Raw genomic sequence first — 16093 nt, forward strand, 5'->3', positions numbered from 1 at the left:
ATGGCTGCGGTTCAGGACAAGTCCGGGCGGCTTGCGGAAATAGTGGAGAAGGTCCGCGCGCTGGGACCCACGTTGCGTGACCGCGCGCTCGACGCCGAGCGCGCCGGGCGGCTGTCGGACCAGACGATCGCCGATATCGACGCCACCGGCGCGTTCAACATCGGCAGCCCGGCCGAATATGGCGGCGACGAGCTGTCGGTGCGGCAACAGCTCGACGTCGTGTCCGAAGTCGCCAAATGGGACGGCTCGTGCGGCTGGTGCGTATGGGTCGCGGCCTCGACCAACTGGATCCCGGCGGGTTCGGGCGCGCGCGTGGTTGAGGAAGTCTATGGGCCGCAATGGGTCGGGCCGCGCGTGGCCGGATCGAGCCACTTCCCCGCCTCGCGCGGCCGGGCGCGGCGCACCGAGGGAGGCTGGATCATCTCGGGCGGCCCGTGGACCTTCGGCAGTGATTCGCTGTGGGCGCCGTACACCAATCTCGGCTGCATCACCGACGAAGCTGACGGGAAACGCCTGCTCGCCGTGCAGGTGCCGATCGGCGAGCTTCGCTTCCTCGACGACTGGCAGGTCGCCGGCATGCGCGGCACCGGCAGCGTCTCGCTGATGCTGCCGTCGGACGAGCTGTTCGTGCCCGATTACCGCGTGGTCGATTTCAGCGACATCGCGGGCATGACGATCGACAACGGCCTTGCCGGATCGCTGTGGCAGGCACCTTCGCTCGGCTGGGCGTTCAGCCTGATGGGCGGCATGTCGATCGGGATCGCGCAGGGCGCGCTGGACCGCTTCCTCGACCGTTCCGCCGGCCGCCCGATCCGCGGCACCACCTACAAAGACCAGCTCCAGGCGCCGCTCACGCATCTGATGCTCGCCGAGGTGCATTCGAAGATACGCTCGGCGACGCTGATGGCGCAGGCCAATGCCGCCGAGACGGACCGGCTGGGCGAGCTTGCCGCGGCGGGTACGCCGGCCGATCCCGAATATATGCAGAATTTCAGCGCGCGCGTGCTGGTCGAGACGGCCTACGTCGCCAAATGGTGCGCCGAGGCGATCGAGCTGCTCCAGCGCAACTCGGGATCGACCGCGATCATGGAAAGCGAGTCGATCCAGCGGGCCTGGCGCGACGCGCGCGTGATCACGCTTCACGGCGCGCTCAACCTCGAGGCACTGTCGGAGAATTACGGGCGGCTGATGGCGGGCATTCAGCCGCACAATTTCGCGGGGATCACCACGCTCGACCGCTTCGCACCCGCGGCGCTCAAAAAGGCCGGCTGACGATGGGGCAGGTGGTCAACGGCGTCGACGACGCGGTGATGGAGCCGGGCCTGCCGCCCGAGGGCCGCTTCTACCCCGGCTTCAACCCCCGCCGCGTCACCGCCGATGGCCTGACGATCGACTATGACGTGGCGGTCACGCTGCGCGACGGCCTGACCATCTATGCCGACATCTACCGGCCCGCGGGTGTCGAGGGACCGCTCCCGGCGATCCTGCTGTGGAGCGCCTATGGCAAGCATTACCGCTGGCCCGAGCCGGTGCGGCGGCTGTTCACGCAAAATGCCGAGGTATCGGAATATGCCCCGATCGAGGCGCAGGATCCGCTGACCTGGTGCCCGCTCGGCTATGCCATCGTCGTCCCCGATCCGCGCGGCATCAATGCGTCCGAAGGCGACGCCACCGCCTGGAGCCCGCAGGAGGGCGACGACATCCACGACACGATCGAATGGATCGCTGCGCAACAATGGTCGAACGGCAAGGTCGGGATGGGCGGGGCTTCCTATTTCGGCATCGTGCAATGGTTCGCCGGGGCGACGCGCCCGCCGCATCTCGCCGCGCTGATGCCCTATGACGGGATGAGCGACCTCTATCGCGAGATCGTCGCGCATGGCGGCATTCCCAATTCGGGCTTTATCGGCTTCTGGAATGCGCAGACGCGCAATTCACGCAACCGCGCCGAAAACTGGCTGACCGCGATGGAGCTGCATCCGTTCTTCGACGATTATTGGCAGAGCAAAGTGCCTACCGTCGAGCGGATCGATGTGCCCACCTATGTCATCTCGTGCTGGAGCGACCATGCGGTGCATACGCGCGGTTCGCTGTCCGCCTTCAATCGGCTGGGCACGGGGCAGAAATGGCTCGAGGTGCATGGCCGCAACAAATGGGCGCGGATGTACACGCCGGAAAGCACGCGGCGGCAGGTCGCGTTTTTCGACCGGTTCCTGAAGGGCATCCCCAACGAGGTCGATGACTGGCCAAAGGTGCGGCTGGAAGTCCGCGAAGGAATCGAGGTCGGCGAGGAGCGCGCCGAGGCGGAATGGCCGCTGGCGCGCACCGTATATACGCCGCTCTATCTCGATGCGGCAAACCTCTCGCTAGACCCCGCGCCGGTCAGCACGGAATCGGTCGTCGCCTATGACGCGGCGACTGGCGAGGCGGGTTTCTCGCATGTGTTCGAGCGGGACACCGAGCTGACCGGCTATTTCAAGCTCAAGCTGTGGGTCGAGGCCGAGGGCGCCGACGACATGGACCTGTTCGCCGCCGTGCAGAAGCTCGATGCGGCGGGCGAACTCGTCAATTTCTATTACATCACGCGGTTCAAATTCGGCCATGCCGCGCATGGCTGGCTGCGCGTGTCACACCGCGAACTCGACGCGGCGAAAAGCACGCCGTGGCAGCCATATCACCCGCATCAGCGCGAGGAACGGCTCAAGCCGGGCGAAATCGTGCCCGTAGAAATCGAAATCTGGCCGTCGAGCACGCTGTTCCGCGCGGGCGAGCAGTTGCGCGTGGTGGTGACGGGCAGCGATCCGTTCCCCCCGTCGGAGGAACCCGGCGTGGCCATCGCGCTCCACCCGGTCACGCGTAACGCTGGACGGCACGTCATCCATGCCGGCGGCCGCTACGACAGCCATATCCTGCTGCCCGTGATTCCCGGCTGAGCGGCTACGCGCCGCCCATCTGGTCGAGCCACGCCTGCGCCGCGGTCACGTTGGCGGGCGAGAACACCTGTTGCGCGATCGCGGCAAAGGCCGGGTCGTGATTCTCCAGCCCGGCGGCATTGCCCTCGACGCCTTGAAACTCATGCTTCAGGCGCGAGATCTGCCATTCGTCGCCCGCGCGCTCGAACCACACATCGTACCAGCCATATTGCCGGTTGCCCGCGCGGTCTGCGCCGGTCCACAGGCTCGAGATCATATAGACCCGTGCTGACGCGCGGTCGCCGTCGATCGCGATCTTGAAATTGCCGAGGATATGGTGGCTGGGCGCATCGGCCAGGATGAACCCGCCGAACTGCGCCCACAGCGAAGCCGGCACGCGCACTTCGTCGCGGCCGGTGAACGCCTTGAAATTGATGTTCACCGGATCGGTGAAGCAGGCCGCGTGGGCTGCCGCGTCGCGCGCGTCGAGGCTATGCCCGAACGCCAGCATCACCTGGTTGATCGCGCGCTCGTCCCACAGCGTCTGGAGCTTTGCCGTATCGTCCATCGCCTTACTTGCCCTTGATCGCTTCGAGGTAGCGGATCTTCCCCGCCGCGGCGAATTCGTGGAGCGCGTTGGTGCGCATGTCGGGCTTGTGCTCGTCGTTCGGGTGCGGGACGCTGGGGTTGCCGGTCCAGCCGGTCAGGCGGCAGATGCGGTGCCGGACCTTCCAGCCGGTCGGCGTGCGGACCAGTTCGTCGTCATACCAGCCGGTGCCGAGCCAGGATGATCCACCCTCGGCATCGTCGCGCACCAGCAGCCAGTTGCCCCAGCTGAACGCCCAGGCCGTGTCGCCCTCGACATGGACCAGATGGCCCATCATCGTGTGCTGGTGATTGTCGAGCGTGGCGTGGAATTCGGCAAAGGAACGCTTCCAGTCGGCGAGTCCGGTCCACGATGCGCCTGCCGGCCCGAAATCGGCGACGATATCGTCGGTAAAGGCAAGGTCGAACAAATCCCACTGCCGCGAATCGAGCGCGAAGCCGTAGAGGTTGAGCACCTGGATAATATCGGCCTTGTCGTCCACCATCTTCATCATCCTCTTCCCTGCCGTGCCGGCGTTTGACCTTGCGGGCGTTAGCAACTAGCGCTTGACGTGTCAAAGACACCAAGTCACCATGAATCAAACGCAGCCGATAAGGACAAGCCGATGGGTCCCGGAGAGAAGATCTATGTTCCCGCCACCCCTTACGAAGCGGGGCCGCTACACGGAGTCTTAAGCCCGTTCGAACCGGGCACGCGGACGCTGCCGGCCGGCTATCAGATCGATCCCCAGTTCAAGCCGATCCCGTGCGATATCGTGTTCGAAAAGGATGTGCCGGTCACGATGCGCGACGGCGTGACCATCTATGTCGACATCTTCCGCCCGGTGGGGTCCGAGAAGGTGCCGGTGCTGATCGCCTGGAGCCCTTATGGCAAGAGTGGCGGGACCGCGCCGAAGGTGACCATGCTCTACACGATGCTGGGCATGGACAATGCGATCGTCTCCGGCCTCGCCAAGTTCGAGGCGCCCGATCCGGCCTATTGGTGCGTGCATGGCTATGCGGTCTGCAATCCCGATCCGCGCGGCATTGCTTTTTGCGAGGGCGACGCGGCGATGTTCGGGCCGCAGGAGGGGCAGGACTGTCACGACCTGATCGAATGGCTCGGGGTGCAGGGGTGGTGCAACGGCAAGGTGGGGATGAGCGGCACCTCCTATCTCGCCATCTCGCAATGGTTCACTGCCGCCGAACAGCCGCCGCATCTGGCGGCGATCAATCCCGAGGAAGGGCTCAGCGACGTCTATCGCGATCTGGTCTTTCGCGGCGGCATCCCCGATTTCGGGTTCGCCGAGCGGCTGCGGCTCAACTATACGGGCGCGGGCCAGCGCGAGGACAATTCGCTCGAAGCACAGGCCAATCCGCTGGTCAACGCGCTGTGGGACGACAAGGTCGCGAAGTTCGACCGCATCACCGTGCCGGCCTATGTCACCGCCAGCTATTCGAACACCTTGCACACGATGGGCACGTTCCGCGGCTGGCGGCGAATGGCGTCGAAGGAAAAATGGCTGCGAATCCACGCCACCCAGGAATGGCCGGACTATTATGACGAGGCCAATACCGAGGATCTGCGCCGCTTCTTCGATCATTTCCTCAAGGGCGCCGACAATGGCTGGGAGAAGACGCCGCGAGTCCGCTACGCCGTGCACGACATGCGCGGTGGCGACCAGGAAAACCTGCCCGCCGACAGCTTTCCACCCGAGGGCGTGACCAACACCAAATTCTTCCTGCATGGCGGGCCGCGCATCCTGGCTCCGATCGCGCCGGTGCCGGAGATTCCGGCCGAATATGACAGCGAGTCGAACCCGGCGCTGTGTTCCTTCACCGTGCGCTTTGACCAGGAAACGGTTCTGGCCGGCTATCCCAAGGCGCATCTGTGGGTGGAGGCCAGGGGATCGGACGATATGGACCTGTTCCTCCTCGTCCAGAAGCTCGACGCCCAGGGCAGCCATCTGAGCCACATCACCGTGCCCAATAGCGGCGCACGGATGCAGGACATCACCGAACAGGGCTCGTCGGTGTTCCGCTACAAGGGTTCGCTCGGACGCCTGCGGGTTTCGGCCCGCCATCTCGACCCCGCGCTCTCGACCGACGAGGTTCCCGCGCACAGCTTCGACCGTGTCGAAAAACTCTCGCCCGGCGAGGTGGTCGACATCGAAATCGATCTGTCGCCGATGGGCATGGTCTTCCGTCCCGGCGAGCAATTGCGGCTGGTGATCGGCGCGCGCAACATCACTGGGCCGCTGGTGCCGCTGGTGACCGACCTGACGCCCGACAATAAGGGCCAGCACGTCATCCATACCGGCGGGTCGCGCGCGTCCTATCTCCAGCTGCCCATTATGGCCGGGTAGCTGCAACCTTGCGTACCCCGGCGCGACCCTGCAAGACGCAGGCGGAAAGGTGACCAGCTGACATGAAGACGAAGCAACCCTCGACCGTGGCGCTTCCCACCGAGCTCAAGCCGCGGCCGCGGCGGATCAAATTGGTCGACGAGATCATCGAATCGCTGCGTCAGGACATCGTCACGCGCCGGCTGCCTGACGGCGAGCGGCTGCCGAGCGAGAAGGAATTGTCCGACCGGTTCGGGGTGAGCCAGCCGACGATCCGCGAGGCGATCCGCGCGCTCGAGACGCTGGGGCTGGTCGAGGTGCTGCACGGCAATGGCACCTTTGTCCGGGGACAAGGCGATTTCGCGCTCGCCTCGGCACTGCAGACGCTGCTTCAGCTCGAGAGCGTCGGCATCATGGAAGTGATCGATATCCGCCAGTCGCTGGGGCGGCTGTCGATCGAGCTGGCGGTCGCCAAGGCGACCGACGCCGACATCGCCGAGATGGCGCGGATTTCCGACCAGTTCGAGCAATTGGGTGACCTCAAGGAAGTGGACGACGTCATCGCCCGGGTCATCGGCTTCCAGCGCGCGCTGTCGGCGGCCTCCCACAATGCGCTGCTGCAATCGCTCGAAGCGTTCCTGCTGGCGCTGCTCAACGAGGTGCAGTTCAAGACGCTGTCGGGCCGCGGCATCCGCTTCTGGCGCGCGCGCGCGATGGATTTCCAGCCGCACCGCGTCGCTATTCTCGACGGCATCCGCGCCCGCGATGCCGCCGTGGCGCGCGCCGCGATGGACCGCTATTTCGATGCGCAGCGCGAGCGGTTCGAGCAGGACGACATCCTGCGCGCGATCAACCTTTCCAATCCGCGGCTGATCGACGCGGTGTCGGACATGGTCCGCCAGTTCAGAACCTGAAGCATCGGGCCGCGAGGCCGGCTCCGAGAGACCAGGAGTGGTGAGAAGTGCGGCGTTTCCTGGTTCTGCTCGGCTGTTTCATCGGTCTGTCCGTCGCCACCTCGGCGATCATGCTGATCCCGCTCGGCATCTACATGAAGCCGATGACTGCCGAATTCGGCTGGTCGCGGACGCAATTCTCCATGACGCTGGCAGTCGCGGGTGTTTGCAATGCCCTGGCGTTGCCTGCCGCCGGCTTCCTCGCCGACCGGTTCGGGCCGCCGCGGGTCATAGCGATCGGGGTGCTGCTCGGCATGGGCGGGTATGCCGCGATGTCGCAGGTCTCGTCCTTCGCATCGTTCGTATTGCTGGCCTGTTTCGCCGTGATCGGCGGAAGCCTGGCCGGCTATCCGGCATATCTCGGCCTGGTTCAGCGATGGTTCGACAAGCGATTGGGCATGGCGCTGGCGATTGCGTCCGCGGGAGTGGCCGTGGGCGTTGCAGGTTCGTCCTGGGCGGTTACCGCGCTGCTCGTATCGCAGGGTTGGCGGCAGGCATTTCTGGTGGTCGGTTGCGTCGCACTGGCGATCGGCATGCTCAATGTCGTGCTGCTGCTCCGCGACAATCGCGGCGCTGTTCCCGAGGCGGAACGCACAGCGGCGCGCGAGTCTGCCGACCAAGGCATGTCGCTGGCTGCCGCGCTGCGCTCGGCGGATTTCTGGCTGTTTACGGGTTCGTTCGCGCTGCTCCTCGTGCCGTGCGTAGGGATCAACTTTCATTTTCCGGCGCTGCTCGCCGATGCAGGCGGGTCGCCCGCGCAGATCGCGGCTGCGGTTGGAATGGTTTCTGCGGGCTCGCTGTTCGGGCGGCTGGTCACCGGCATCCTGCTTGATCGTTGGTCGGTGCGCGCTGTCGCCACGGTATTTTACCTCGGGCAAGTCACGGGGCTGCTGCTCATGCTCGACGGATTGCGCTGGGCGTTGCCCGCGGCGTTCTTCCTCGGCGCCGTTCAAGGCGCGGAGATTGACCTGATGGGTTATGTGATAGCGAGACGGTTCGGTCGCCTCGCCTACGCTCGCATTTTCGGCACCTGCTTCGCGCTAACGCTTGTCGCGGTGATTATCAGCCCGGTCCTCACCGCGCAGATATACGACCAGAGCGGCTCTTACGATATCGCGCTGATCGCGTTTCCAATCTTGTCGTTGGCAGCCCTCGGTCTGCTGCTCGGCGCCCGCTATTCTCCGACGGCTAGGTAGCGCGCACGCATCCCTAAACGCGTTCGGGCCGTGGCTGGTGACGCCGGACGAATTCGGCGCGCCCGAAACGCAGCGGCTACAGACTCGACTGAACGGCGAGGTGATGCAGGATGCGGTGCTCGCTGACATGATCTTCCCGATCGCGCGGCTGATCGAATATTGCTCGACCTTCACGCCGCTCTCGCCTGGCGATGTCATCGTCACCGGCACCCCGGGCGGGGTCGGCAACAAGCGCGATCCGCAGGTCTTCATGAAGCCGGGCGACACGGTCGAGATCGAGATCGACGGCATCGGCATCCTGCGGAACAGCATCGCGGACGAGGCCGTGGCAGCGTGATGCCGCGACGGTTCGCACGGCGGCAGCCGCGGTCATCGGAGAGGAGTTCGCGTCGTTGAAATATCAGGTTACCTTGAGCGGCTCCGGCCATCGCTTCGAGTGCGGCGAGAAACAGAACATCCTCGCGGCCGGACTCGAAGCCGGGTTCATGCTGCCCTATAATTGCCGCTCCGGTTTCTGCCGGACGTGCAAGTCGAAGGTCGTCGAGGGCGCGATCAGCTATGCCGACCAGCCGATGACTCACTATCTGACGGTGGCGGAGCATGAGGCCGGCTATGCGCTGCTGTGCCAGGCCAATCCGCGCAGCGACCTGCTGATCGAGACCGACGAGATCATCGGCGCGGAGAATATCCGCCCGCACCAGACGCCGTGCCGGATCGTCGCGATGGACCGCGCCGCCGACGACGTGATGATCCTCAAGCTGAGGCTGCCTCAGAACGAGAATGTGCGGTATTTCCCGGGTCAGCATCTCGCCTTCGACCTTGGCGAAGGGGTCAAGCGCGAATATTCGATCGCCAATGTCTGCAAGCCCGAAGGGGTGACGGAGCTCGAACTCCATATCCGCCACACGCCGGGCGGGGTGTTCACCGACCGGCTGTTCAACGAAATGGCGCTCAAGGCACTTCTGCGGCTCGAGATGCCGCTTGGCACCTTCTTCCTGCGTTCCGACAGCGACCGGCCGGTGATGCTGCTGGCGACCGGCACCGGCTTCGCGCCGATCAAGGCGATGGTCGAGCATGCCATTGCCACCGGCGAGATCGGCCAGCGCAGCTTCACCCTTTATTGGGGCGGGCGGCGGGAGGAAGATCTGTACATGGCCGGTCTCGCGCGGGAATGGGCTGGGCAATATCCCGGCTTCACCTTCCATCCCGTCCTGTCGCGTGCGCCCGACGGCGAGTGGCAAGGCCGCACCGGCCATGTCCAGGATCAGCTGATTGCCGACCATCCCGATCTGTCGGGCGCGGACGTCTATGCTTGCGGCTCGCCCGCGATGATCGAGGACACCGCGCGGCGCTTCGAGGCGATGGGCGGACAGGGGCCGGCACATTTCTACGCGGACGAATTCCTCACTGCCGCCGAACGCGCGGCGCGCACGCAGGAAGCATTTGAGGAGGACAGGGCATGAGCATCCTACGCGAACTGGTCGACGACGCGATCGTCGAGACGCCCGAGCGGCCATCGGTCTTGAAACCCTATGTGATGTCGCATGGCACGCTGGAGGTCCGGAACCTCAAGAAGAGCCGCAAATTCTTCGAGGAGTTCCTGGGGCTCGAGGTCGTCGTCCATTCGCCGAGCTCGTTCGTCATCCGGCTCGGCCTCAAATTCTTCATTGTCGCGGTGGAAGTCGGCGACGCGCTGCATCCGGCCCAGCTCCTCAATCACTGGGGGCTGGACATGGCGAGCAAGGAAGAGGTCGACGAAGCCTATCGCAAGGCGGTCGAGCTCAAGGACGAATGGGGCATCGCCGAGATCAAGGAGCCGATCGCCCGGCATGGGGTGTACAGCTTCTATCTGCGCGACCTCGACAGCAACTGGTGGGAAATCCAGTACTATCCTGGGTTCATCCATGATGATCTGTTCGATTTCGGCGACCGCTACGAGCTGAGCTGACGTGTCGCGCTTTCCGGGATGAAGGCGCGGAATGGAGTGTGGACATGTTCCTGAAGAATTGTTGGTACGTCGCTGCCTGGCCCACCGAGATGGACGGCGGAGGATGGCTGGTGCGGCGCATCCTGGACCAGCCAGTACTCCTCTTGCGCACGGAATCGGGCGAGCCGGCGGCGTTTCTCGATCGCTGCCCGCACCGGCTGGTGCCGCTGTCGGCCGGACAGCGGATCGGGGATACGATACGCTGCGGCTATCACGGGATGACCTTCGCCAGCGATGGGCGGTGCGTGCACATTCCCGGCCAGGCAAAAATCCCGCCGAACGCGGCTGCCACGGTCTTTCCGATGACCGAACGGCACGGAATGGTGTGGATCTGGATGGGCGACGCGAAGCTCGCCGATGCGGAACTGGTCCCCGACGTGCCATGGCCGGCGCTGCCGCACTGGACCGCGTCGAACGGCTACACGCATGTCGCGGCGGACTACCGGCTGTTGACGGACAATCTGCTCGACCTCAGCCATGAAAACTACATCCACCAGGGGACGATCGGCAATCAGGAAGAGGAAACCATCGCCGACTTCCCGGTAAAGGTAAGCGTCGACGGCCTGAAAGTGCTGGCGCATCGCGAGATGCCGAACATCGTGCCCCCGCCCTTCTTCCGCGTCTTGCAGGGGAACGACAACCATATCGACCGCTGGCAGACGGCGATCTGGACTGCGCCGTCGATCAACATGACCGATGTCGGCGCGCGGCCCGCCGGCGGTGCCGTCGAGGAAACGCTCGTGTCGCGGGTGCTTCACCTGCTGACGCCCGAGACCGAAACCTCGACGCATTATTTCTGGTCCCACAACCGCAACTTCCGCCAGGACGACGCCGAACTCACCGCAGGGATCGTGGAGGCGCATCGTCGGACCTTCGACGAGGATAAGGAAATGGTGGAACTGCAGCAGCGCGAGCTCGACGATTCGGGACTTTCGGTTCCTCAGATGGCGCTGCGCGTGGACGATGCACCACTCAGGGCGCGCCGCATCCTGTCGTTACTGGTGCGTCAACAGCAAGCGGGCGCTCCCGGACTGTTGGTGCGCAGCCAAACGCTCATACCGGACCCTGAAGCGCTGGAGCCGATGCTCGACTAAGGTGCAGTCGGACAGCCGTGAGGGTGTTGGGTGCGGCATATTCCTGACCGAGACCGGCCGTGCCGGCATCGCGCCGGAGCAAGGCCACGACGCGCTGGTCAGACAGCTCGGCAGGCTGCCTTTCATTCATAACGAAGTGCGCGCACCGGGCTTGTCTGCGCGACACGGAAGGCGTGCCAGCCGACTGTCGCGATTGCGATCAGCAGAGCGAGCGCGCCTGCGGTCAGGAAAGGCAACGGCGTCAACGCAATTCTTTGATCGAAGCCGTTGAGCCAGTCGCGCATCAACCACCAGGCGACGGGCCAGGCGATGAGGTTCGCGATGAGGACCGGGCGGCTGAATTGCCACACCAGAAGGCGGACGATGTCGCGCGTCTTCGCGCCGAGCACCTTGCGGATGCCGATCTCTTTCGTGCGGCGTTCGGCGGTGAAGGCGGCGAGGCCGAACAGGCCGAGACAGCCGATCACCACGGCCAGCAAGGCGAAGGCCGCGAACAGCTGGCCGCGCGCCGTCTCCTGATCATATTGCTGACGGACGATGTCCTCGGCGAAGCGCGCGCCGAACGGCACTTGCGGGATGGTACGCTTCCACACCGTTTCGACCTGATCGCGCACCTTGGCCGGATCGCCCGAGAAGCGGACGAGGATGTCACCGAAGCCATTGCGGCGCATCGTGTAGATGATCGGCTGAAGCGGATCGCGAACCGAGCGGAAGCGCGCGTCGGCGACCACGCCGATTACGGTTAGCTCGATCAGCCCATTGTCGTTGCCGGCCTCGGTGCGCACGCGCTGGCCGATCGCGTCCTGCGGTGACTTGAAGCCGAGCCGGCGCGACGCCTCCTGCGTAATCACGACGTTGAGACCGCGCTGGATGAGCGCCTGTACTGCCGCCTGATAGCCGGGATTGCTCGGCGGCGGGGTAGTCGCGTCGTCCTTGCCCTGCGCTTCGGAGAAGAGGCGTCCGGCGAGCAGCTTCATGCCCATCGCCTTGAAGAAATCCTGTTCGACCGCATAGTCGCCGAGATCGACGGTCTGCGTCGTGCTGCCGGGCAGAAAGACGCGGCTCATCGAATTGTTGCCGGGGTCGACGCCGATTTGCGAGCGTGCGACCGCCTCGACGCCGGGGATGCGGCGCAGCTGCTCGGCGACCTGTCCGTCGCGGTCGTCGACACCGCGATAGCCGAGATTGCCGACCTGAAGCAGCCCGTCGCGGCGATAGCCGGCGTCTGCGGTCTGCGCATAGACGGTCTGGGCATAGATCACCGCGGTGCAGATGATCAGCGCGATCGACACCGCGAACTGTCCGATCACCAGCGCGTTGCGCAAGATGCCCGAGCCGTGCGCGTCGGCCGCCGACTTGTTGGCCTTGAGGATCTTGGCCGGCTCGAACCGCGCGAGGAAGAAGGCCGGATAGAGCCCGGCGGCGATGCCGACCAGCAGCACCAGCCCGATCGCCGGCAGCGCCACGCCACCCGCGCCGAAATAATGCAGTTCGAGCTGCGCATCGAGGAACGCGCTGAACGCCGGCAGCGACAGTTCGACCAGGCCGAGCGCCAGCAGCATGGCGATCGCGGTGACCAGCACGGATTCGCCGAGAAACTGGATGATCAGCTGGCGTCGCGAGGCACCGAGCACCTTGCGCAGCGCCACTTCGCGGGCGCGCTGCGAGGCGCGGGCGGTGGCGAGGTTGGTGAAGTTGACGCACGCCATGCCGAGGATCAGCAGCGCGACGATCGCGAAGGTGATCACCGTGAAGCGGTCGTTACCCGGCCTGACCGCGGCGTCCTGTGCATCGCCGAGATGGACATTGCGGATGTTGGTGAGGCGATAGTCCTGATACTCGCCGGGGTTGCGGCGCTGGTCGCCCGTGACCTCGTCCGGAATGTTGCGCTTTTCGAACGCGGGCATGCGATCGTGGATGAGCTTCGCGTCTTCGGGCGAGCGCAGCCGCACGAAGTTCCAGCCCTGCTGATTGTCCCAGCCGGTCACCTGACCCATGCGGTCGGCGAATTGCACGCCCAGATCGAAGCGCGCGACGGCGTTGGCGGAGAAGCTCGAATTCTTCGGCCAGTCCTTGAACACGCCGGTCACGCGATAATCGACATTGCCCTGATTATCGACGATCGTCAGTGTCTTGCCGACCGCGTCGAGCGTGCCGAAGCGGCGCGTCGCCTCGCTCTCGCTGAGCGCGATCGAATTCGTGTCGGGCAGGGCGGTGGCGCCGCTGCCGCGCACGAACGGCACGTCGAGAATTTCGAACAGATTGCCGTCGACCATGCGCAGATCCTCGATCTCGCCGGCCTGGCCGTCCTGGATCACGATGGGCGAGAAGCCGCGCACCCACACCAGCTTCTCGACCTGATCGGGATAGTCCTTTTGCAGCGTCTTGCCGACGACGATCCCGCTCATCTGCAGGTGCATTTCCTCGCCGCCCTGTGGCGTCGCCTTGTAATCGGTCTGGATCTGGAAGGCGCGGTCGGCGCCCTTCATCCAGCTGTCATAGCTGGTCTCGTAGCGGACATAGAGCAGGATCAGCACGCAGGCGGCGAGGCCGAGCGCGAGGCCGACGATGTTGATGCCGGCATAGACCCGGCTCTTGGCGAGCGCGCGGACCGCGACGGTGAGGTAGTTGCGCCACATGGGCTGTGCTCCGGAAAGGAAGGATCAGGCGGCGCGGCGGCGTTCCTGTAGGATGCGGCCGTCGAGCATGTGGACGATGCGGCCGGCATAATCGGCGTGCGAGGGCGAGTGCGTGACCATGATGATGGTCGAGCCCTGCTGGTTGAGCGACTGGAGCATGCGCATCACTTCCTCGCCTTGGTTGGTGTCGAGATTGCCGGTGGGTTCGTCGGCGAGGATCAGCCTGGGCTGTGCCACCAGCGCGCGGGCGACGGCGACGCGCTGCTGCTGGCCGCCCGACAGCTGGCTGGGGCGGTGGCGCGCGCGGTGGGCGATGCCCACGCGATCCATCACCTCGTCGGTGCGGCGCTTGCGCTCGGCGGCGGGGACGTCGTGGTAGAGCAAGGCGAGCTCGACATTCTCGCGCACCGTCAGCTCGTCGACGAGGTTGAAGCTCTGGAAGATGAAGCCGATGCTCGCCTTGCGCACCTCGGCAAGCTTGCTCTCGGAAAGGCCGGCGACCTCCTGCCCGGCGAAGACGTAGGAACCGCTGCTCGGGCTGTCGAGCATGCCGAGCAGGTTGAGCAGGGTCGATTTGCCGCAGCCCGACGGCCCCATGATCGCGACGAATTCGCCCTCGGCGACGTCGAGGTCGATCGCGTCCAGTGCGGTCGTCTCGACCATGTCGGTGCGATAGACGCGAGAGAGCTGCCGCATTTGAAGCATGGTCATTCCTTTCGGGCGGAGAGGTCGAGCCGGTCCTTGTCGGCGAAACCGGTGTAAGGAGAGGTGATCACGCGCTCGCCGGAATCGAGTCCTTCGAGCACCTCGATCGCGCTGGCGTTGCGGCGGCCGAGGCGAACCGGGCGCTTGACCGCGCTGCGCCCGTCTTGGGCAACGACGAACACGTAAGCGCCGCCGGTCTCGCTGTAGAAGGCGCCGTTGGGGATCAGCCGCGCCGGGGCGGGATCGCCGAGTGTCAGCCTTGCCTGAAGTGTCTGGCCTCGCTGGAGATCGGCGGGTTCGGGGCCGACGAATTGCAGATCGACCTGAAACTGGCCGTTCTGCACTTGCGGGTAGATTTTCGTGACCTTGGCCGGGAAGCTCTTGCCGGCAAGCTCGATATTCGCCTTCTGGTTGAGCTGCACGCGGCCGAGATAGAATTCGTCGACGCCGGCCATCAGTTTGTTGCGGCCGGGGCTGTCGATCTGGCCGATGCGCTCGCCGCGCGAGAGCGACTGGCCGACCTGGACGTTGAACCCCGAGAGTTGCCCTGCCACCGGCGCGCGCAGTTTGAGGGCATCGAGATTGGCGCGCGCAATGTCGAGCCCGGCGCGCATCGACGCCATCGACGCGCGCTGCTGCGCAAGCTGGCTCGATTGCAGCCGTTCGTCGGTCGCGCGGCTGCGGCGCATCGCGTCGAGCCGGCGGCGCTCGTAGCGATTTTGCGCCGTGGTGTCGGCGAACGCCTTGCCGCTGACGAAGCCGCGCTCGGCGAGCTTCGCCTCGCGCTCATATTGAAGCCGCGTCTTGTCGGCGGCGAGCTCGGCCTCGAGCACCGCGCGCTCGTTGGCGAGGCGCGTCTGGGCGAGCGCCAGTTCCTGGCTGCGCATATTGTTGATCTGCTGCTCGACCTCGGTCTGGCGGGCGAGCGTCGAGAGCTGAAGTTCAGCGTTGGACAGCTCGACGATCGGCTGGCCCTTTGCGAGCTGCGTGCCGTCCTCGACCAGCACTTTCTCGACCCGCCCGCCCTCGATCGCGTCGAGATAGACGGTGAGCAGCGGCGTGACGCGGGCGCGCAGCGGGATGAAGTCCTCGAACGTGCCGTTGGTGACGGTCGAGATCGTCAGGCGGTCGGCCGCGACGGTCTGCGCGTCGCCGCGCGGGGCGTAGAACCAGAAAACCAGCGCGGCGGCGATAAGCAGTGCGCCGCCGAGCGCCCAGGGCGCCCAGCGCGGCAGGCGGCGCGTCTCGACGACGCGGTCCATGCCGCTGCCGGAGACCGGATCGCCGGTCGAGGGTGTCGAATCGGGAAGCTTGATCAGGCGCATCACCGGACCTTGAGCAAGGCGCATGCCAATGGCGCCACCAGCGCGGCGGCGCTTGCCGGCGGGCGGACACTGTCCGGCTTCGGACAATCCTGTCCGGAAACGAACAGTGCCAATGGCGCCAGCAGCGCGGTGGTGCGCGTGATCGCGTTCGAGATCAGCCAGCACAGGATCGCGCAGAGCGCCGCGACGTGCACGAAGCGAACGGCGTGAAAGCGGCGGCGAGCGCTGGTGGGGCGGTCCGGCTGGTCCATGCGATCTTCCACAGCATCAGTCGTGCCAAGTGCCGAAATGGGCGGAATCCCCGGAAAAATCGGCTGTCGGCAATGGGGTGGCACGGTTATTGATTGTTCGG

The 16093-nt window shown here is 65.4% G+C and carries 15 protein-coding genes; 9 read left to right on the forward strand and 6 right to left on the reverse strand.

Going from position 1 to position 16093, the window contains the following annotated elements:
• Both M9978_RS06150 and M9978_RS06155 read left to right on the forward strand, forming a co-directional pair.
• Entirely contained in the window at positions 1 to 1272 is a 1272-nt protein-coding gene (locus M9978_RS06150) for an acyl-CoA dehydrogenase family protein (RefSeq protein WP_254292119.1), read from the forward strand.
• A 2-nt stretch (positions 1273 to 1274) separates the two neighbouring features.
• Positions 1275 to 2933, forward strand: coding sequence for a CocE/NonD family hydrolase (locus M9978_RS06155; protein ID WP_254292120.1), 1659 nt, complete (start codon positions 1275 to 1277; stop codon positions 2931 to 2933).
• 4 nt (positions 2934 to 2937) lie between these two features.
• Here M9978_RS06155 and M9978_RS06160 read toward each other — a convergent pair whose 3' ends face one another.
• Entirely contained in the window at positions 2938 to 3480 is a 543-nt protein-coding gene (locus tag M9978_RS06160) for a nuclear transport factor 2 family protein (protein ID WP_254292121.1), read from the reverse strand.
• Positions 3481 to 3484: 4 nt separating this feature from the next.
• Complete coding sequence (locus tag M9978_RS06165; RefSeq protein ID WP_254292122.1) at positions 3485 to 4009, reverse strand: nuclear transport factor 2 family protein; 525 nt, start codon at positions 4007 to 4009, stop codon at positions 3485 to 3487.
• 114 nt (positions 4010 to 4123) lie between these two features.
• On the opposite strand from M9978_RS06165, the gene M9978_RS06170 reads away from it, so the two are divergent.
• The 7 genes from M9978_RS06170 to M9978_RS06200 all read left to right on the forward strand — a co-directional run bounded on the left by M9978_RS06170 (position 4124) and on the right by M9978_RS06200 (position 11072).
• Positions 4124 to 5863, forward strand: coding sequence for a CocE/NonD family hydrolase (locus M9978_RS06170; protein WP_254292123.1), 1740 nt, complete (start codon positions 4124 to 4126; stop codon positions 5861 to 5863).
• 62 nt (positions 5864 to 5925) lie between these two features.
• Positions 5926 to 6756, forward strand: a complete 831-nt coding sequence (locus M9978_RS06175; RefSeq protein WP_254292124.1) for a FadR/GntR family transcriptional regulator — start codon at positions 5926 to 5928, stop codon at positions 6754 to 6756.
• 47 nt (positions 6757 to 6803) lie between these two features.
• Positions 6804 to 7991: an MFS transporter gene (locus M9978_RS06180; protein ID WP_254292125.1), complete on the forward strand. Its 1188-nt coding sequence runs from the start codon at positions 6804 to 6806 to the stop codon at positions 7989 to 7991.
• Positions 7972 to 8328: a fumarylacetoacetate hydrolase family protein gene (locus M9978_RS06185; RefSeq protein WP_436977167.1), complete on the forward strand. Its 357-nt coding sequence runs from the start codon at positions 7972 to 7974 to the stop codon at positions 8326 to 8328. The genes M9978_RS06180 and M9978_RS06185 overlap by 20 nt, the downstream gene beginning before the upstream one ends.
• A gap of 55 nt (positions 8329 to 8383) precedes the next feature.
• Positions 8384 to 9454: a 2Fe-2S iron-sulfur cluster-binding protein gene (locus M9978_RS06190; RefSeq protein ID WP_254292126.1), complete on the forward strand. Its 1071-nt coding sequence runs from the start codon at positions 8384 to 8386 to the stop codon at positions 9452 to 9454.
• Positions 9451 to 9939 carry a VOC family protein gene (locus M9978_RS06195; protein WP_254292127.1) on the forward strand — a complete coding sequence of 163 codons (489 nt, stop codon included), beginning with the start codon at positions 9451 to 9453 and terminating at the stop codon, positions 9937 to 9939. The genes M9978_RS06190 and M9978_RS06195 overlap by 4 nt, the downstream gene beginning before the upstream one ends.
• Positions 9940 to 9983: 44 nt before the next feature.
• Positions 9984 to 11072, forward strand: coding sequence for an aromatic ring-hydroxylating dioxygenase subunit alpha (locus M9978_RS06200; RefSeq protein ID WP_254292128.1), 1089 nt, complete (start codon positions 9984 to 9986; stop codon positions 11070 to 11072).
• Between the two features lie 122 nt (positions 11073 to 11194).
• Here M9978_RS06200 and M9978_RS06205 read toward each other — a convergent pair whose 3' ends face one another.
• From M9978_RS06205 to M9978_RS06220, 4 genes are read right to left on the reverse strand one after another with little or no spacing between them, the layout of a single operon-like run.
• Positions 11195 to 13711, reverse strand: a complete 2517-nt coding sequence (locus M9978_RS06205) for an ABC transporter permease (protein ID WP_254292129.1) — start codon at positions 13709 to 13711, stop codon at positions 11195 to 11197.
• Positions 13712 to 13735: 24 nt separating this feature from the next.
• The gene (locus M9978_RS06210; protein ID WP_254292174.1) at positions 13736 to 14416 is read right to left on the reverse strand and encodes an ABC transporter ATP-binding protein; all 681 of its coding nucleotides are present in this window, start codon (positions 14414 to 14416) and stop codon (positions 13736 to 13738) included.
• Between the two features lie 2 nt (positions 14417 to 14418).
• On the reverse strand, positions 14419 to 15741 hold the full coding sequence (locus M9978_RS06215; RefSeq protein WP_254292130.1) for an efflux RND transporter periplasmic adaptor subunit: 1323 nt from the start codon (positions 15739 to 15741) through the stop codon (positions 14419 to 14421).
• Entirely contained in the window at positions 15741 to 15992 is a 252-nt protein-coding gene (locus tag M9978_RS06220; protein ID WP_254292131.1) for a hypothetical protein, read from the reverse strand. The genes M9978_RS06215 and M9978_RS06220 overlap by 1 nt, the downstream gene beginning before the upstream one ends.
• Positions 15993 to 16093 lie beyond the last annotated feature (101 nt).

The sequence above is a fragment of the Sphingomonas tagetis genome, from assembly GCF_024211275.1.
GTDB classification, from domain to species: Bacteria; Pseudomonadota; Alphaproteobacteria; order Sphingomonadales; family Sphingomonadaceae; genus Sphingomonas; species Sphingomonas tagetis.